13 protein-coding genes are annotated in these 17,137 nt (G+C 69.6%); 8 read left to right on the top strand and 5 right to left on the bottom strand.

Features of this window, described 5'->3' with window-relative positions:
- Positions 1–164 precede the first annotated feature (164 nt).
- Complete coding sequence (locus ACE3Q8_RS14620; protein WP_374471018.1) at positions 165–740, top strand: TetR/AcrR family transcriptional regulator; 576 nt, start codon at positions 165–167, stop codon at positions 738–740.
- 90 nt (positions 741–830) lie between these two features.
- Here ACE3Q8_RS14620 and ACE3Q8_RS14625 read toward each other — a convergent pair whose 3' ends face one another.
- On the bottom strand, positions 831–1,925 hold the full coding sequence (locus ACE3Q8_RS14625) for an AraC family transcriptional regulator (RefSeq protein WP_374471019.1): 1,095 nt from the start codon (positions 1,923–1,925) through the stop codon (positions 831–833).
- A gap of 125 nt (positions 1,926–2,050) precedes the next feature.
- On the opposite strand from ACE3Q8_RS14625, the gene ACE3Q8_RS14630 reads away from it, so the two are divergent.
- The 5 genes from ACE3Q8_RS14630 (at position 2,051) to ACE3Q8_RS14650 (ending at position 10,752) form a co-directional block, all read left to right on the top strand.
- Complete coding sequence (locus tag ACE3Q8_RS14630) at positions 2,051–3,382, top strand: MFS transporter (RefSeq protein ID WP_374471020.1); 1,332 nt, start codon at positions 2,051–2,053, stop codon at positions 3,380–3,382.
- A 28-nt stretch (positions 3,383–3,410) separates the two neighbouring features.
- Positions 3,411–4,502, top strand: a complete 1,092-nt coding sequence (locus ACE3Q8_RS14635) for an AraC family transcriptional regulator ligand-binding domain-containing protein (protein ID WP_374471021.1) — start codon at positions 3,411–3,413, stop codon at positions 4,500–4,502.
- Between the two features lie 135 nt (positions 4,503–4,637).
- Positions 4,638–6,887, top strand: coding sequence for a TonB-dependent receptor (locus ACE3Q8_RS14640; protein ID WP_374471022.1), 2,250 nt, complete (start codon positions 4,638–4,640; stop codon positions 6,885–6,887).
- A 138-nt stretch (positions 6,888–7,025) separates the two neighbouring features.
- Entirely contained in the window at positions 7,026–9,068 is a 2,043-nt protein-coding gene (locus tag ACE3Q8_RS14645) for an acetoacetate--CoA ligase (protein ID WP_374471023.1), read from the top strand.
- 34 nt (positions 9,069–9,102) lie between these two features.
- Entirely contained in the window at positions 9,103–10,752 is a 1,650-nt protein-coding gene (locus ACE3Q8_RS14650) for a tannase/feruloyl esterase family alpha/beta hydrolase (RefSeq protein WP_374471024.1), read from the top strand.
- 152 nt (positions 10,753–10,904) lie between these two features.
- Here ACE3Q8_RS14650 and ACE3Q8_RS14655 read toward each other — a convergent pair whose 3' ends face one another.
- The 3 genes from ACE3Q8_RS14655 to ACE3Q8_RS14665 all read right to left on the bottom strand — a co-directional run bounded on the left by ACE3Q8_RS14655 (position 10,905) and on the right by ACE3Q8_RS14665 (position 13,149).
- The gene (locus tag ACE3Q8_RS14655; protein ID WP_374471072.1) at positions 10,905–11,489 is read right to left on the bottom strand and encodes a DUF308 domain-containing protein; all 585 of its coding nucleotides are present in this window, start codon (positions 11,487–11,489) and stop codon (positions 10,905–10,907) included.
- A gap of 128 nt (positions 11,490–11,617) precedes the next feature.
- Entirely contained in the window at positions 11,618–12,193 is a 576-nt protein-coding gene (locus tag ACE3Q8_RS14660) for a TetR/AcrR family transcriptional regulator (protein WP_374471025.1), read from the bottom strand.
- 95 nt (positions 12,194–12,288) lie between these two features.
- Positions 12,289–13,149, bottom strand: coding sequence for a LysR family transcriptional regulator (locus tag ACE3Q8_RS14665; RefSeq protein ID WP_374471026.1), 861 nt, complete (start codon positions 13,147–13,149; stop codon positions 12,289–12,291).
- A gap of 149 nt (positions 13,150–13,298) precedes the next feature.
- Here ACE3Q8_RS14665 and ACE3Q8_RS14670 point away from each other — a divergent pair, with 149 nt between their 5' ends.
- Together ACE3Q8_RS14670 and ACE3Q8_RS14675 are read left to right on the top strand one after the other, a co-directional pair.
- Positions 13,299–14,138, top strand: coding sequence for an oxidoreductase (locus tag ACE3Q8_RS14670; RefSeq protein ID WP_374471027.1), 840 nt, complete (start codon positions 13,299–13,301; stop codon positions 14,136–14,138).
- Between the two features lie 203 nt (positions 14,139–14,341).
- Entirely contained in the window at positions 14,342–15,760 is a 1,419-nt protein-coding gene (locus tag ACE3Q8_RS14675) for an MFS transporter (protein ID WP_374471028.1), read from the top strand.
- 206 nt (positions 15,761–15,966) lie between these two features.
- Here the strand turns inward: ACE3Q8_RS14675 and ACE3Q8_RS14680 are convergent, their stop codons facing one another.
- Positions 15,967–17,130 carry a zinc-dependent alcohol dehydrogenase gene (locus ACE3Q8_RS14680; RefSeq protein ID WP_374471029.1) on the bottom strand — a complete coding sequence of 388 codons (1,164 nt, stop codon included), beginning with the start codon at positions 17,128–17,130 and terminating at the stop codon, positions 15,967–15,969.
- Positions 17,131–17,137 lie beyond the last annotated feature (7 nt).

Below are 17,137 nucleotides of genomic sequence, written 5' to 3' on the forward strand. Positions count from 1 at the left end.
CGCTCCGGCGTTGGATTGTGAAGATGCGCTGGCCGCTGGCGTGCTGGACGCGCCGGCGGGGCTAACCGTAGATGGGTTTTGCAAACCGACCCGGGCGAGGCTCGCGGCCGGCGAATGAGGTTATACGGAGGATGCCTCCGTTTAGCAAGGGGTGGACGGATCGAATGGAGCGCGACAAGGCGAAGGTCAGTCGCGGACCCCGTTCCGACGCCGCCCGCAACCGCGAGCGACTGATCGAAGCGGCGACGCGGGTGTTCGGGACCGGACGGCCTCAGGCCAGTCTCGAGGCTATCGCGCGCGAGGCGGGACTCGGGATCGGGACCCTCTACCGCCACTTCCCGACCCGCGAGGCGCTGTTCGAGGCGGTGTACCGGCGCGAGGTGGACCATCTCGGCGACTTGGCCGAACAGCTTGCGCAGCAGGCGGCCCCCGTCGAGGCCTTGCGCCAGTGGCTGCACGCCCATGTCCGCCTGGCCGCGACCAAGCGCGGCATGATCGAGGCCCTTCAGCTCGCGGCCTTCAGGTCGGACCTCAAGGCCTATTCCTTCGAGCGGCTCAGCGCCGCCCTCGCGCAACTGCTCGACCGGGGCGTGATGTCAGGGGACCTGCGCCCCGATATCTCGGCCGACGACCTGCTCCGGACGCTTGTCGGCGTCTTCTATACGGACGGGGCAGGCGACTGGCAGGCTGCCGCGCTGCGCATTGTCGACGTCTTCGTGGACGGCCTACGGCAGCGCTGAAGCGATCCGTTCCGCCGGGAGATGGCGGTGGGCGTGGGTCCGGCGGCGCTTTGCCCTCCTGCTCGGCTCTCCGCCTTGCGGGCGCGAGGCCTAGCCGCGGCGGACTTCGGCGAAGGTCCTGCCGGTCCAGCGCTTGACGGCGCGCCTCAGATTGGAGCTGTCGCTGAACCCGACCTTCCACGCGATGTCGTCGGCGCTGATACGCGTGGTGGTGAGATACTCCAGCGTCAGCGACCGGCGCACGTCGTCGACGATGTCCGCATAGGCGTGGCCGGCTTCGTGGAGGCGCCGACGCAGCGTCCGCTCGGTCATCCCCAGGCGTTGGGCGACCGCCGGCATCGTCGGGAAGCGGTTCGGCGCGAGCATCAGCAGCTGGTAGACGTCGCCGGCGATGCCCGAAGTCATCTTGGCCTGGCCCACCAGCCGGTCGCAGGTGTCCTCCAACATGGCCCGGGTCAGGCGGTTGGCGAGCTCCGGGGCGCGGTCGAGGACACTCGCCGGATAGTGTAGTTCGTGAGCGGGCTGGCCGAACGCGCACGGGCAGCCGAGCGCCGCCTCGTCCGACGCCGACCCGCGGACGTCCGCCAGACCGAAGGCGGCCCGGATCGGGCGGGTGTCGGGGCCCAGGACGTCGCGCATGTGCGTCGTGGTCATCATCATCTGCTGGCGAAGCAGGAAGTCGCGCAGATCGCGGCTCATCAGATCGCCGTAGATCTCGGTGAAGGTCCAGATCGCCGTGCCGTCGGCCTGCCGCCACCCCAACTGCTGGACGGGGGTCGCCAGCGGGTGGTAGCGGACGGCGAAGTCGAAGAAGTCCCGCATGGTCGGCGAGCACATCAGGGCGTAGCCGTACATGCCGTAGGCGGAGAGGTGCAGCCGGGCTCCGACCTCGTAGGCCACCCCCAGGCCCACTCCGGATCGCACGACGTTCTCCCCGGCGGCGAGGTACTGCCGGATGGAGGTGAGCGTGTTGGGGTCCCGGACCTCCGCGAGACTGAGGTCGACACCCGCGAGAACCGCCTCCGGCGTCAGGCCGTGCGCCGTCACCGCGTCGATGAGCGTGGCGATCTTGTAGGGCGCGAAGATCTTCTGGTTGGTGAGGGGGCGCCGGAGCGGCCGGCCGGCAGGCGGGAGTTCCCCCGCCGAGCCGTCCGATCCCAGATCCCCGCTCGTGCCGCTCGCCACGCCGTGCTCCTGTTTGTCCGGAAAAGACATATATGTGTCCGGCAGAGACCTCAAATTGCAGCGCGGCTTCTTCCTATCCTCCCGCGTCAGCCGGCGCAGATCGGCCCAAGGGCAGGGAAGAAGACATGAGCCGTTCCACCGCCACGCCGCCGCGCGGCTCGACCGTCAATCTGGCGATGACCTCCTCCGTCGCGGCCGGCGTGGAGTGGTACGACTTCTTCGTCTACGGGACGGCGGCCGCCCTGGTGTTCCCGCGCATCTTCTTCTCGCCTGACCTCACGCCCCTCGTGGCGCAGCTCGCGGCCTTCAGCACCTTCGCCGTCGGCTTCATCGCCCGGCCTCTGGGCGGGGTGGTGTTCGGGCACTTCGGCGATCTGCACGGGCGCAAGGCGACCCTGGTGGTGGCGCTGCTGATCATGGGGGTGTCGACCCTGCTGGTCGGCCTGCTGCCGACCTACGCCACCGCAGGCGTGTGGGCGCCGCTGATGCTGATCCTGCTTCGCTTCGCGCAGGGGTTCGCCGTCGGCGGCCAGTGGGGCGCGGCCGCGCTGATCGCGATCGAAAACGCGCCGGAGGGCAAGCGCGGCCTGTTCGGCAGCTTCGTGCAGATCGGCGTGCCGGCGGGCGTGATCCTGGCCAATGTCGCCTTCATCCTCTCGGACGGCCTGATGGACCGGGCCGCCTTCGAGGCCTGGGGCTGGCGGATCCCGTTCCTGCTCAGCGTCGTGGTGGTCGGGCTGGCGCTCTTCGTCCACACGCGCATCCAGGAGTCGCGCGAGTTCATCGCGGCGGCGGCGCAGCGTGCGCCCGCCGCCCCCGGCCTGGCTGCGCGACGCTCGCCGATCCTGCAGGTGATCGTGTCCAGTTGGCGCCGGATCCTGCTGGCAGGCGGGGCCTTCATCGCCAGCAACGCCTGCTTCTACGTGATCATCACCTGGGTGATCTCCTACGGGACGGCGGAACTCGGCCTGTCGCGCGAGCTGATGCTGGGCGGGGTGATGTTCGGCAGCCTGTGCATGATCCCGGCGCTGATCCTGGTGGCCGCCGCGTCGGACCGGTTCGGCCGGTATGGCCTGTTCCGGCTTGGCTGCCTGACGACCGGCCTGTGGGCCTTCGCCTTCTTCCCGCTGCTGGAGGCCGGCACGCCGATGGGCGTCGGCGCCGCGATCGCGGTCGGCCTGTGCTGCGTCGCCATGATGTACGGGCCGCAGGCGGCGCTGTTCGCGGAGCTGTTCTCCACGGAAGTCCGGTATTCGGGGGCATCCCTGGGCTACCAGGTGGGGGTCCTTCTGGGCGGCGGCTTCGCCCCGATGATCGCCACCGCCCTGTTCGCGGCGTCCGGTGAGAGCCTGACGGTGGCGGCCTACATGGCGGCCACGTGCCTCGTGTCGCTCATCTGCGTGTCGTGGCTGCATGCCCATCGCCGGGCGGACGCGCTCGCTGCCGCCACGCCGTAGCAGGACGGGGCGGATGAGGGCTGCGCGCATGCCGGGCGTGACACCATCGGGCTGCGGACTCGACGGGCAGGCGGTCCGCGCTCTGCTGGAGGGGGCGGTCCTGCGCGGAAAGGACCCCGCGGACATCCTGCGGCGTGCGGCCATCGACCCCGCAGTTTACGGCGTCCGCACGAGGGAGATTGATGGGCGGGCCCTGGTCCGCCTGGTGCGCCAGGTCCAGTTTTCGCTCGACGACGTTTATCTCGGCTTCTTCGCCCATGGGTGCCGACTGGCGCTCGAGGCCGAGCGGATCATCTCGCTGATGAGCTGCCCCACCTTCGGCGAGGCGCTCAGGGTGAGCATCCGGTTCACCAACGCCATGTCGGCCGAGGCCGGCCCGGCGGTGACCGAAGTCCACGGGACCGGCCTGCAGCACACCTGTGAATACCACACGGTGCAGGGGGTCGACCGGCAGGTCCTGGTCTGGATTCGCTTCCTCTGGATCTACCACTTCTTCAGTTGGCTCATCGGCCGCCCGCTGGCGCTGCGTGGCCTGTCCATCCAGGGGCCGCGGCCCGTCCAGGAGAACGGCTTCGACCCGTTCGCGGTGTTCCGCTGCCCGGTGAGGTTCGACGCCGCCGTCGACATGCTGTCCTACGACTGGAGAGACCTGTCGGCGCCATTGGCGCACCGCGCACTCAAGGATTACGAGGCCTACTACGCCGGCGAGCCTGACTGGTTCGACACACCGGGGGGGAGGCCGGGCTGGCGGGAGCGAACCCAGCAGGCGCTGCTGGAGCTCCACAGGATGGGCGAGTGGTCTCCGAGCCTGGAGGATGTCGCCGCCCGGCTCGGCACCGGCGTCCGCCGCCTTCGCCGCGACCTCTTCCAGGAGGGCGAGTGCTTCCAGGATATCCGGACCCGTCTGCGTGGCGAGTTGGCGGGCGCCTACCTGCTGGCCAGCGACATCCCCATCACCGAGATCGGCCTGACCCTCGGCTTCAGCGACCCAGGCAGCTTCACCCGGCAGTTCTCCGCCTGGGCCGGGATGACTCCCTCGACCTACCGGGCCCGCTACGTGGCCGACGCCGCCCGGCTGGCCAGCGCCACGGCCGTGTTGAGCGAGCGGCGCGTCTCCTAGGCGCGCGGATGGTCACTTACGCCAAATCACGCTGTCAGGCCGGCGATTGAGTCACCGCCCGATCCGCCGCCAAGTCCAGGCGCCGGAGCTTCAGATTCCGGGCTGAAACGATCTTGCGATCGAAGGGAGGGTGCAATGAACCGCTATGTGATCCGCCGTGCTCGTGGGCTGCCGCTCGGGGTCGCCGCCCTGCTGACCAGCGTGGCCCTGCCGGCCGCGGCGCTTGCCCAGGCGCGGGCCAACGAGGCCGCCCTGGAGGAGGTGGTCGTCACCGCCGAGAAGCGCGCCGAGGGCCTGCAGAACATCCCCATCGCCATCACGGCGATCTCCGACGCCACGCTGCAGAGGGCCGGCGCGAAGGAGGTGGGCGACCTCGTCCAGCTCACGCCCAGCCTCCAGTTCGGCACCCGCTCCACCAACGTCTTCATCGCCATGCGCGGCATCGGCCAGGCCGGCCAGGACATCGGCAGCCAGTCGGGCGTGACCGTGTCGCTGGACGGCGTGCCGCTGCTCAACCACTTCATGATGAACCCGGCCTTCCTGGACATCGAGCGGGTGGAGGTGCTGCGCGGGCCGCAGGGCACCATCGCCGGCCGCAACGCCACGGGCGGCGCGATCAACATCAACAGCAAGGGGCCGACGCCGGACAACGACGGCAGCCTCAGCGTCACCGTCGGCAACCGGTCCCGCGTGGGCGTCCGCGGGCACCTCAACCGCGCGTTCTCGGACCAGCTCGCCGGCCGGCTGTCGTTCCAGCGCGAGGAGGCCGACGGCTGGCTGAACAACGCCTTCCTCGGCAAGCGCAACGACGACACCGACATCGCCGAGGTGCGCGGCCAACTGCTGTTCACCCCGACCGACACCTTCAGCCTTCGAGGCCTCGTCGACTATACCCGCGACCGCAGCGATCCGGGCTTTGCCCAGATCCTCGGGCGCGCCGACCCGGCCCGCCCCACGGTCCCGGAAACCCCCGGCTACATCTACCCGCGGAACGACCCGGAGAACCTCACCTTCTACTTCAACGAGCCGAACCGCCGGGACGTGGAAAGCCTCCGCGCCACCGCCGTGGCGACCTGGGCCATCACCCCGGATGTCACCCTGACCTCCACCACGGGCTTCATCGATCACGAGATCGACCTGACCGACCTGGATGTCGACGCGACGCCCGCCAACACCTCTCGGTTCGACCTGATCGGCATCTATGCCCGGCAGGTGACGCAGGAACTCACCCTGACCGCCGACCTGGGGTCCAGGGCCGACCTCGTCGCCGGCGCCTTCTACATGCGCGGAGAGTCCAGCGAGCCCCTCTACCTGAGCCTCGCGACGTTCCGGAACTACCTGGTCTACCTGCCGGAAGAGAGGCTGGACTCCTACGCCGCCTACGCACAGTTCCGGTACCAGATCACCGACAAGCTTCGGGCCACGGTGGGGGCGCGGCACACCACCGACGACAAGTCCTACCAGATGGACTCCTCGGTCGGCGGCGCAGCCCGCCTGACCTCGGACTCCGGCAAGTTCAGCGCCTTCACCCCCCGCTTCGTGCTCGACTACACGCCCACCGACGAGACCCTGGTCTACGCCAGTGTCTCGCGGGGCTTCAAATCCGGCGGCTTCAACACGCTCGGCGACGTCAGCCTGCCCGTGAACCGGTTCAATCCGGAGTATGTCTGGAACTACGAGGTCGGGCTGAAGGCGATGATGCTCGATCGCCGGCTGCGCATGGGCCTAACCGGCTTCTACGCCGACTGCACCAACCTCCAGCAGACGGTGTTCCGGCTGAACGAGGCCACCCAGGTGCGCTTCCCACGGGTGGAGAACTCGACCGCCGCCACCATCAAAGGCGTGGAGTTCGAGGCCGAGGCGACACCGATCAGCGGCCTGCGGCTCACCGGCGCCCTGACCTGGCTGGACGCCGAGTTCGGCTTCTTCTGCAACAACGACCCGCTGTACCCGACCGCGCCCACGTCGCCGTCGTGCGTCGGGGTGAGCCGTGACGGCCAGCCGTTGCCCGCCGGCGCCGTGCAGTTGGAGGGCAATACCCTTACCCAGGCGCCACGCTGGCAGTACAACGTCTCGGCCCAGTACACCGTGCCGGTGTCGGATCGGCTGAACCTGACGGCGCGGGCCGACTACAAGTGGCAGAGCCGGACCTACTTCGACATCTACAACAATCCGCAAAATTCCCAGGGCGCCTACGGGCTGCTGAACGGCTCCCTCGAACTCGCCTCGCGGGACCGCGCCTGGGCGTTGCTGGCCTGGGTCCGGAACGCCACGGACAAGCGGTACGTCAGCCAGGGCTCGGCCGGATCCGGCGCCAACGCCGCGGTAACCGGCTCGCTGGGCCTGCCCCGGATGTATGGGGTCACCCTCAGTCACCAGTTCTGACGGCCGACGACACGGCTCAGCGACCTCCCGGCTGAGCTTCGGCCCCCCGGTCGGGGGCCGCTCGTGCGGGTGCGGGGCGACCCGCGCCCGCACCTCCTCGCCCGCCGCTGTCCGCCGGACGCTTCACAGGACCTCGCCATGCAAAGCCGCGACAGGGCCGACAATACACCCCAGTTCGCCCTCTATCGGACGTGGCTGGCCGAAACCTACGGGCTGCGGTTCCGCGACTACGCGGAGCTGTGGACCTGGTCGACCACCGAGCTCGAGCGGTTCTGGGAGAGCCTTTGGGCCTATGGCGCGCTGCAATCGCCTACGCCCTATGCGGCGGTCCTGCGCGGGGGCATGCCGGGCGCGGTGTGGTTCGAAGGCGCGCAGGTCAATTACGCCCGTCAGGTCTTCCGCCACGCCGAGGCGGCGGAGGCGGCTGGGCAGCCCGCTATCATCGCCGAAGACGAGCGCGGGCGGGTGGCGGAGGTCGGCTGGCGCGAGCTCCGGCGGCGGACCGCCTCCCTGGCGCTAGAACTCCGGCGGGCCGGCGTCGGGCGCGGGGACCGGGTTGCGGCCTACCTGCCGAACGCCCCGGAGGCCGTGGTCGCCCTGCTGGCCTGCGCCAGCCTGGGGGCGATCTGGACGCTCTGCTCGCCGGACATGGGCACGCCCGCCGTGCTCGACCGCTTCCGGCAGGTGACGCCGAAGGCGCTCATCGCCGTGGACGGCGTCCACTATGGCGGCCGGCCGCGCGACCGCAGCGCGGTGGTGCGGGAGATCCGCCGCGGCCTACCCAGCCTGCAGGCCGTCCTGGTGCTCCGCACCGGATATGGCGACCACCCGGTGGACGAGGCGATCGACCTCCTGTCCGCCCAGGCGCGGGACGACGACGAGGTCGCCGCCTTCGAGCCGGAGTGGCTGCCCTTCGATCACCCCCTGTGGATCCTCTATTCCAGCGGTACGACCGGCCTGCCGAAGGCGATCGTCCATGGTCATGGCGGCGTGGTGCTCGCCGGCTGCGCCGGCGCCCTGCATCTCGACCTCGGCCCAAGTTACGCGCCGAACACCTTCGGCGAGCGCTTCCACTGGTACAGCTCGACGGGCTGGGTGATGTGGAACGTGCAGGTCGGGGGGCTTCTGAGCGGGACCACCATCTGCCTGTTCGACGGATCTCCGGGCGGGGCACGACAGTCGGCCGACTGGGGAACCCTCTGGCGCTTCGCCGCCCGGCGCCGGGTGACCTGGTTCGGCGCCGGGGCGGCCTTCTTCATGAGCTGCCGCAAGGCAGGCCTGTCGCTGGCCGAGTCCGGCGACCTGGGGGCCATCCGAGCGCTGGGCAGCACCGGCTCGCCCTTGCCCGCCGAGGTGGAGGCCTGGGGCAGCCAGGCGTTCGCGCAGCTCGGCCGGCGCGACATCTGGTGGTGCAACATCTCGGGCGGCACCGACATCGCCGCCGCCTTCCTCTCCGGGAACCGGGAGCTGCCGTCCGCGCCGGGCAGGCTGCAGTGCCGACATCTCGGCGCCGCCGTCGAGGCCTGGGACGAGGATGGCCGCCCGGTCGTCGGTCGGGTCGGCGAGCTCGTCTGCACACGCCCCTTCCCGAGCATGCCGCTGTTCTTCTGGGGCGACGCGGACGGCCAGCGGTACCGGGCCTCGTACTTCGGCGAGTGGCCCGGCGTGTGGCGGCACGGCGACTGGCTGCAGATCGAGCCGGACGGGACCTGCTCGATCAGCGGGCGAAGCGACGCCACCATCAACCGGAACGGCCTTCGCATGGGTACGGCGGAACTCTACGCCGCCGTCGAGCGACTGCCGGAGGTGGCCGACAGCCTGGTGATCGACCTCGAGGACGGGCAGGGCGGGAGCCGGCTCCTGATGTTCGTGGTCCCCTCCGCCGGGCGAGCGGTCGACGAGGGGCTGCAGGCGGCGATGGCCGGGGCGATCCGGGATGCGCTGTCGCCGCGGTTCGTGCCCGACGCCTTCATCCAGGCTCCGGGCGTTCCCCGCACCCTGTCGGGCAAGAAGCAGGAGCTTCCCGTGAAGCGGCTGTTCCAGGGGTGGCCGTTGGCGAAGGTGATCAATGTCGACGGGATCGAGAACCCGGGCGTGGTCGCCTGGTACCAGGCCCAGGCGGAGGCCTGGCGGGGCGCCGATCGTGTGGCGAGCCGCGCGTCATCGGTCGGCATGGAATGAGCCGCCGCGCACCAACAAGCCCTTGGAGTCGCCGATGATTTCGCACACCCCTCGCGTGACCCGCCGCCCGGGCTCGGCCCGCCGCCCCCTCGCGTGGGCCGCCGGGCTGCTGGCCCTCGCCGTCGCCGGCCCGAGCGCGGCCTCCACCTGCGAGGCGCTGCGTGGCCTGAAACTGCCGGACACCGTGGTCACGAGCGCCGTGGTCGTCCCGGCCGGCGGCTTCGCCGAGATGGGCCCGCTCAGAGCGCCGGACCTGCCCGCCTTCTGCCGGGTGACGGCGTCGGTCCGCGCGAGGCCCGGGTCGGACGTCGGCGTCGAGGTCTGGCTGCCGCTGACTGGATGGCAGGGCGTCTTCCACGGCAACGGCAATGGCGGCTTCGGGGGCGTTCTCAGCGCCGGGTACGGCCCCATGTCCGCGGGCCTCAGGCGCGGCTACGCCACCGCCGTCACCGACACCGGGACGGCTCCGGCGACGCCCTTGGACGGGGATCCTCTGATCGGCCAGCCCGAGAAGTGGCGCGACTGGGGGCGCCGCTCGACCCACGCCATGACTGTCGCCGGGAAGGCCATCGCCCAGGCCTTCTACGGCGAGACCCCGCGGCGCGCCTACTACACCGGCTGCTCGACGGGCGGACAGGAGGGGCTGATCGAGGCGCTCTACTATCCAGACGACTACGACGGGGTGCTGGTCGGCGCGCCGGTGATCAACAGGACCTGGGGGCATGCCGCGGTCCTGTGGGACGACCTTGCCGCCCACCGCTCGCCGGGCCACCGGCTCTCCGACGCGAAGCTCCGCCTGCTCAGCCGCACGGCCCTGCGACAGTGCGGCGACAAGGGCAGCGGTCTGGCCGGCGACCCATTCATCGGCGATCCCAAGGCCTGCCGGTTCGATCCCGCGGTGCTCAGGTGTCGCGGCGCAGATCGCGCGGACTGCCTCACGGCGGCCGAGGTGGCGACGGCCCGGGCCTTCTATTCGGGCCCGACCGACCGCCGCGGCCGTGCGCTGTTCCACGGCTGGTTGCCGGGAAGCGAGGCGACGGGGTTCTTCGACTGGGCGTTCCTGCAGTCGCGTCCGAACAACGAGCCCGCGTTCGTAAGCCTCTTCAAGTGGGTGTTCGGCCGCCAATGGGACTGGTCGCGGTTCGAGCCGCAGCGTGACATGGCGAAGGTCGACGCCGCCCTCGGTCCGATCGTGAACGACGCCACGCGCGGCTCCTTGCGGGCGTTCCGGGAGCGAGGCGGCAAGCTGATCATCTATCACGGCTGGGCCGACAGCCTCGTGCCGCCGGACCAGACGGTCGCCTTCTACGATCGGGTGGCGCGGGAGGCGGGCGGCCTCGAGCAGGCCCAGGGTTTCGCGCGCCTGTTCATGGCGCCGGGGTTCTCCCACTGCGCCGGCGGTCCGGGCCCGGACGTGTTCAACTCGGCGACGGGGGCGGCCGTCCCGCCGCCGTCCTTGACCCCGCAGCACGACCTCCTGGCGGCCCTGACCCATTGGGTCGAAGGCGGGCCCCCGCCGCGCCAAGTCATCGCCACGCGGTATGTGGAGGGGACGCCCGCCAGGGGCGTGGCGATGCAGCGCCCCCTGTGCGCCTATCCGGCGAAGGCCTGGTGGCGCGGCGCCGGCGACCCCAATGCCGCGGCGAACTTCATCTGCGCGGTGTCGCGGCCGCCGCCCTCGTAGGCCGGGAAAGCGGCGCCGTCCCGAGGCTGTCACGGGGGCACGCGATCCTCCGGCCTGGGGTGGCGGGGGGGAGGGCGCTCGGCCCTTCCGCCCGCGCGTTAGGCCCCGGCTTCGGCGCGCGGCGCCGGTGACGACGGCGTGCCTTCCCGAGGTCAGCCGGCCACGGGGGCGACGTTGCGCGGCCCGCCCCGAACAGTCAGCCAGACGGCCGACACCAGGAAGTAGAAGGCGCCGAAGGCGGCGTAGGGCGCGATCGTGGTGACATCGAGGGGGATGCCAGCGGCCACACGCTTGAAGAAGAAGGCGCCCGCCAAGACCGACTGCGCGCCGCTCAGCACCATCGCCCACTGGGCGCCCGCCACCTTCCACCGGCGGATCCCCGTTGCGAACTGAAGCAGCCCGGAAAGAATCGCCCAGGCGCCGAACACCTCGATCGCGGCTGGCATGCCGATGGTGAGCGCGACCGCGACCCCTATGGCTGTGACGGCGCTGATGGCGATGTTGACGGTCTGGGTGGGGCTGGCCCGCAGGCCGCCGCTCCTGCGCGCATCGATCAAGTTCGCCAGCGCATCCCACGCGGGATAGGCCACGAACAGCAGGGCTCCGAAGACCGGCGAGCGGCTGCCGACCGCGACGGCCAGGCCGATCCAGGCGACCGAGACGCCGGCCCGCGTAAAATAATAGGTCCGCAGCCATTGCGTCTGCGGGGAGGCGGATGAGGACGGACGGCTCGACATGGCCAATCTCCTATTTGAACTACCTACTAGAAGGTAGGCTTCTACCAACTAGTAGGTAGGCGGGCGACTTGCAATGGCTTGGCTGCCGCTCGTGTCCGGGCGTGTGCGAGAGCTCTCTCGGACCCGCCTCAGCTGTGGTCGGTGCGCATCCGCGCCAGGAAGGCGTCGACGACGAAGTTGAACTTGCCAGGATCGTCGTAGGCCCGGGCCATCACCATCGCGCCGTAGATGGCGGTCTGGAAGAATTGGGCGGAGGTCGCCGGCTCGAGCTCCAGCTGGATGGCGCCCTGGCGGACGCCCAGCGCCATGACGCGCTTGAGCCACTCGCCGAGGTCGTTGAAGTGTCCACGCACGGCCACGCCCACCTCCTCGGGCAGGCCCGGCAGCTCGACCGCCAGCACGCCCGCCAGGCAAAACGGCTCCGACTGGTCCTCGATGCAGGCCTTCCAGTAGTTCACGTACGCCAGCAGCTGCGCCATGGCGTCAGGCTCATCATTCTCCAGCGCTGCAATCTGCTCGCGGATGGCGGCGCGCTGCTGTTCCACGACTGAGACCACCAGATCCACCTTGGAGGGGAAGTGATGGTGGATGCTCGCCTTACGGATGCCCAGTCGTTCCGCCAGGTGGGCGTAGCTGAACCCGTTGTACCCGGCCTTCACGATGAGGCGGCTGGCTTCATCAATCAGCTTCTCTGCAGTGTTCATGCAAAGTGATCTACCTTCTGGTAGGTCGATATAGCGTTGTCGGCTGCCGGGACAAGCCGCGCCGCCCGCACGCCGTCAGTGTCGAGGCCTTCGGATCAGAGCGGCGCGGTCGCCAGGTGATCGGTCACCGTCGCGATGAAGGCGCGCAGGCGCTGCAGTCGCCTGAGATCCCGATGGTAGCCCATCCAAATATCGCGACTGGGGGCGTCCGACGGCAGGCGCAGGCGGCGCAGCCCCGGCGCCTGGTCGCCCACGACCTGGGGCAGGACGGCGATCCCGACGCCCTGGCGGCAAAGCCACGCCTGGACGTTCCGATTGTTCGACGCCAGAACCGGACGAGCATTCGGAAAGCTATCCCGTAGCCAGGCTATATCGGGGAACTGCCCCGTCGAGGTATCCATGGTGATGAGGCGAAAGCCGGCTCCGTCGCCGAAGACGGGCTCAGGGAGGCCCGCCGCCACGTAGGCGCCGTACGCCACGCGGACCAGCCGTCGCTGAACGATGTCGGGCGCGTCGAAGGGGACGATCCGAAAGGCGATGTCGGCCTCGCGCTGCGCCAGACTGAACAGCCGCGTTCCGGTGAGAAGCTCGAGATCGACATCGGGGTAGGTCTTCACGAACTCGCTGATGATCGGTGGCAGAACATAAGCGCCGAACCAATCGGCCGACGAGATCCGCAGGCTGCCCTGGAGGTTCTGTTCGCCTCCCGCCAAGCGCCGCTCCATCGCCAGAGCGCCCTCTTCCATCTGCTCCGCCATAGAGGTGATGGCCATGCCTTCCTCAGTCGGCACCAGACCATCGGCGGTTCTCTGGAACAGCGTGTGGCCGGTGGCCTGCTCCAGTGCGCGGAGCCGGCGCCCGACCGTCGGATGACTCAGGCCCAGCGTCTTGGCCGCACCCGCAAGCGTCCCGGCGCGGGAGATCGCGAGGAATATCCTGACATCGCTCCACTCCACTTCGCCACCCGTACAATAATGAACGACGATCGATCATTACTGGCTCTTACCGAACAATTCCAACCACGTAGATTCCGTCTGCGCTTCCGGGCCGGGCCGCCTGACCGCCTGCTGCCGAACCGCACGCATGCAAACGCAAGAAGGAGTCGATGGTGAAAACTTGGCTGATCACAGGCTGCTCGAGCGGGCTGGGGAAGGCGCTTGCCGAATCCGTCGCCAACCGTGGCGATCGTCTCGTCGCGACCGCGCGATCCACCAAATCGTTGGAGACGCTGCGCGAGCGGTATCCTGACACTGTGCGCTGCGCGCGCCTCGACGTCACTCATCCTGGCGACGCCGCCGCGGCGGTCGCGCTCGCCGAGAGCGCCTTCGGCGGGTTGGACGTGCTGGTCAACAATGCCGGCTTCGGCTTCATCGGGGCGATCGAGGAGGCCGAGCCTGAGGAATACAGGCCGCTGTTCGAGGCCAACCTGTTCGGCCTCATCGAAACCACCCGCGCGGCGCTGCCCGCGCTGCGCCGGCGCCCGGGCTCGCGCGTCGTCAACCTGTCGTCGGGAGCCGGCCTCTTAGGCTCGGCGGGATTTGGCTACTACAACGCCACGAAGTTCGCGGTGGAGGGCCTGTCCGAAGCGCTCGCGGACGAGCTTCGTCCCCTGGGCGTCAAGGTCATCATCGCCGAGCCCGGCCCGTTCCGCACCGAGTTCCTCGGCCGCTCGATGGCCGCCGCGGCGCGCAGGATCGATGCCTATGCCGGCACGGCGCACGGGCGACTGCAATATCGCGACGCCAACGATGGGCGGCAGGCCGGCGATCCGGCCAAGGCCGTCGCTGTCATGCTGCGCGCGGTGGATGCGGAGAGTCCGCCTCTCCACCTCCCGCTCGGACCCGCCGCGCATGGCGTCGTCGAACGCAAATTCGCGGCGTTCCGTGCCGATGTAGCGGCCTGGCGCGACATCTCGATCGAGACCGATTTCGACGACCGACCCTGAGTGGTTTCCACGCGGCCCCGCAGCGAAACCCGATCGCTCGGGCGGCGGGCGCGACGCTCGCGCCCGCCCTCATGAGCCGCCGACCCTGGCGAAATTCACCCTGAGACTAGAAGGCGCCCCTCAGCATGAGCGGATTGCGACCCATAGGCCTTGCCCCGTCGGCGGCTACCGACCGCGCCCCGCCCGAACCCCGCCGCTGGGCGATGTTTGTCCTCCTGCTCGTCGGGGCATTCCTGCCGCCGCTGGACTTCTTCATCGTCAACGTCGCGCTTCCGTCGATCCAGAGGGACCTGGGCGCCTCGTCGTCGGCCGAACAGCTCGTCATCTCCTGCTATGCCGCCCTGTATGCGGTGACTCTGACCACCGGCGGGCGGCTTGGCGACCTCTACGGCCGCGGTCGCATGTTCTTAATCGGGCTGATTGGGTTCACGGTCGCGTCCGTGATCTGCGGGTTCGCAGGGTCGCCTTGGGCGCTGGTCGCGGGGCGCGCCTTGCAGGGCGTGACGGCGGCGATGATGGCGCCCCAGGCGCTCGCGTCGGCGCACGCGATCTTCCCCGAGCGAGAGAAGCCGCTGGCGCTCGGCGTCTACGGCGCCGTCTTCGGCTTGGCCTCAGTGATCGGCCAGGCCTTGGGGGGGCTCCTGATCTCCCTCGATCTCCTGGGGCTGGGCTGGCGGACGATCTTCCTGGTCAATGTGCCGGTGGCGGTCCTGGTCGTCTTCCTGGGCGTCCCGTTGCTGAAGGACACGCGGGCGCCCCATGCGAGCAGGCTGGATCTCGGCGGCGTGGCCTTCTCGATCGCGGCGCTCGGCGCCTTGATCCTGCCGTTGATTGAAGGACGCCAGGCCGGCTGGCCCTTGTGGGCGTGGCTGTCGCTGGCGGCATCCCCGATGCTGGCGCTGATCCTCTGGCGCCATGAGGCACGGCTCGCCCGTGCCGGCGGTGCGCCCCTTCTCGATCCGCTCGTGCTGCGAGCACCGGGACTGGGCCGCGCGCTGCTGATCGCGCTGCTGTTCTATGCGATCGGGGCCTTCTTCCTGCTGTTCTCGGTGTATCTGCAGGGCGCGCTGCACCTGACCCCGCTGCACGCGGGGGTCACGTTCCTGCCGTTCGGGGTCGGGTTCCTGTTGGGCCCGCTGTCGACGCCATTCTTCCGGCGCATCTTCGGCGACTACGTCAATCCGATCGGCCTCGGCTTGGAGACCTTAGGTTTCGCCGGGCTGGCCTGCCTCGTCGCCGTGACGCACGTCGGCGCCGCGCCCGCGCCCGCCCTGCTTTCCCCTGTCCTGTGCGCCATCGGGTTCGGCCAAGGACTGGGACTGCCGACACTGATGAGGATGGTCACCGAGCGCGTCGCCCCGGCGTTCTCGGGGATGATCGCCGGGCTCGTGAACTCCACCTTGCAGGTCGGCGCCGCCCTCAGCGTGGCGGTGATCGGTGGGATCTTCTATTCGGTCCTGGCACCGCGTCATGATCCAGCGGCGATCACGCAAGCGTTCGTCGTCGCACTGCTCTGCATCGCCGCCTGTCTCGGCGTCGGCTCGGCGCTCGGGCTCACGCTCGCGCGACCTCCTGCCTCTGCCGCGTCTCCCAAGACTCGATCGCAGCGCGGACAGCCTTAGCTCGGGATATGGACACCCTGAACCGGCAACGATGTTGGGACAACTTAAGAGTGGCCCGGGCTGCTCTCCCTGACGGGCCCGGCAACCACTTAGCAGGACGCTCGCCACCACCTACAACAGCAGACTCGCCCAAGGTCAGTTGCGGGCGGCGTCGCGAACTCCCTGTTCGGCGGCTTGGACACCGGCGCGTCACGCAGGAGCAAGGCCTATGGTGCGAACACCGCTCGCAGGCAGCCGTCTTCCTTGTGCTTGAACATGCGGTAGCCGGTTGGGCTGTCCTCGAGCGAGAAGCGATGGGTGGCCAAGGCGGCCGGGGTGAGTTCCCCGCGCTGCGCGTGCTCGAGCAGGCGCGGGACGTAGGCCTGGCCATGTTGCTGCGCCGTTCGAACCGTAACGCCCTTGTTCATCAGCAGTCCGAGCGGGAACTTGTCCATCAGCCCGTAGACGCCCAGGATCGACAGGGTGCCTCCCTTGCGGACCGCCAGCATCGCCTCCCGCAGCGCGGCGCCGCGATCCGTCTCCAGGCGGAGCGCCTGTTTCACCCGGTCGTAGGCTTCCTGAAGGCCTGTCCCGTCCGCCTCCATGCCGACCGCATCGATGCAGGCGTCGGGACCACGGCCGCCGGTGAGCTCCTTCAGGGCCTCGATTACATTGACCTTCGTATAGTCGAGCGGGATGGCGCCGAACGCCTCCGCCTTGGCCAGCCGCTCGGGATAGCGGTCGATGGCGACCACGCGTTCGGCGCCGAGGATCATGGCGCCCTGCTGCGCCATCAGGCCGACGCCGCCGCAGCCCCAGACGGCGACCACGTCGCCGCGCCGTATGTTGCAGAAGTCCGCGCCCATGAACCCCGTCGGCGCAGCGTCGGAGATGAACAGGGCGGTCTCGTCGGGGACGCCGTCGGGCACGAGGAAGCAGTCCGTCTCTGCGAAGGGCACCCGGACGTACTCCGCATGCGCGCCCGCATAGCCCCCGAAAGCATGCGAATAGGCGTAGATGCCGGCCGTGGGATAGCCGAGCATCGGTTCCTGCAACTCCGGCTTCGGGTGGCTCGTGTCGCAGAGCGAGTAGAGGTCGTGCTGGCAGTACCAGCACTGCCCACAGGAGATGAAGGAGGGGACCACGACCCGGTCGCCTCGCTTCACCTTCCGCACGTCGCGGCCCACGTCGACGATCTCGCCCATGAACTCGTGACCCATCACGTCGCCGGCCTTCATTGTCGGGATCAGGCCGTCGATCAGGTGCAGGTCCGACCCGCAGGTGGTCGAGAGCCGGACCTTGAGGATCACGTCTTGCGGATTCAGGATCTCGGGATCGGCGACGGTCTCGACGCGGAGATCGTTGACGCCGTTCCAGCAGAGTGCGCGCATCGCGTCG

The organism is Phenylobacterium sp., assembly GCF_041913825.1.
Classification (GTDB): Bacteria; Pseudomonadota; Alphaproteobacteria; order Caulobacterales; family Caulobacteraceae; genus Phenylobacterium.

What these genes read in the sequence shown, in the direction of transcription:
- ACE3Q8_RS14675 (WP_374471028.1), top strand. Translation starts at nt 14,342, where the DNA reads ATGTTTGTCCTCCTGCTCGTCGGGGCATTCCTGCCGCCGCTGGACTTC.
- ACE3Q8_RS14655 (WP_374471072.1), bottom strand. Translation starts at nt 11,489, where the DNA reads ATGTCGAGCCGTCCGTCCTCATCCGCCTCCCCGCAGACGCAATGGCTG.
- ACE3Q8_RS14670 (WP_374471027.1), top strand. Translation starts at nt 13,299, where the DNA reads ATGGTGAAAACTTGGCTGATCACAGGCTGCTCGAGCGGGCTGGGGAAG.
- ACE3Q8_RS14640 (WP_374471022.1), top strand. Translation starts at nt 4,638, where the DNA reads ATGAACCGCTATGTGATCCGCCGTGCTCGTGGGCTGCCGCTCGGGGTC.
- ACE3Q8_RS14650 (WP_374471024.1), top strand. Translation starts at nt 9,103, where the DNA reads ATGATTTCGCACACCCCTCGCGTGACCCGCCGCCCGGGCTCGGCCCGC.
- ACE3Q8_RS14630 (WP_374471020.1), top strand. Translation starts at nt 2,051, where the DNA reads ATGAGCCGTTCCACCGCCACGCCGCCGCGCGGCTCGACCGTCAATCTG.
- ACE3Q8_RS14680 (WP_374471029.1), bottom strand. Translation starts at nt 17,130, where the DNA reads ATGCGCGCACTCTGCTGGAACGGCGTCAACGATCTCCGCGTCGAGACC.
- ACE3Q8_RS14635 (WP_374471021.1), top strand. Translation starts at nt 3,411, where the DNA reads ATGCCGGGCGTGACACCATCGGGCTGCGGACTCGACGGGCAGGCGGTC.
- ACE3Q8_RS14645 (WP_374471023.1), top strand. Translation starts at nt 7,026, where the DNA reads ATGCAAAGCCGCGACAGGGCCGACAATACACCCCAGTTCGCCCTCTAT.
- ACE3Q8_RS14660 (WP_374471025.1), bottom strand. Translation starts at nt 12,193, where the DNA reads ATGAACACTGCAGAGAAGCTGATTGATGAAGCCAGCCGCCTCATCGTG.
- ACE3Q8_RS14620 (WP_374471018.1), top strand. Translation starts at nt 165, where the DNA reads ATGGAGCGCGACAAGGCGAAGGTCAGTCGCGGACCCCGTTCCGACGCC.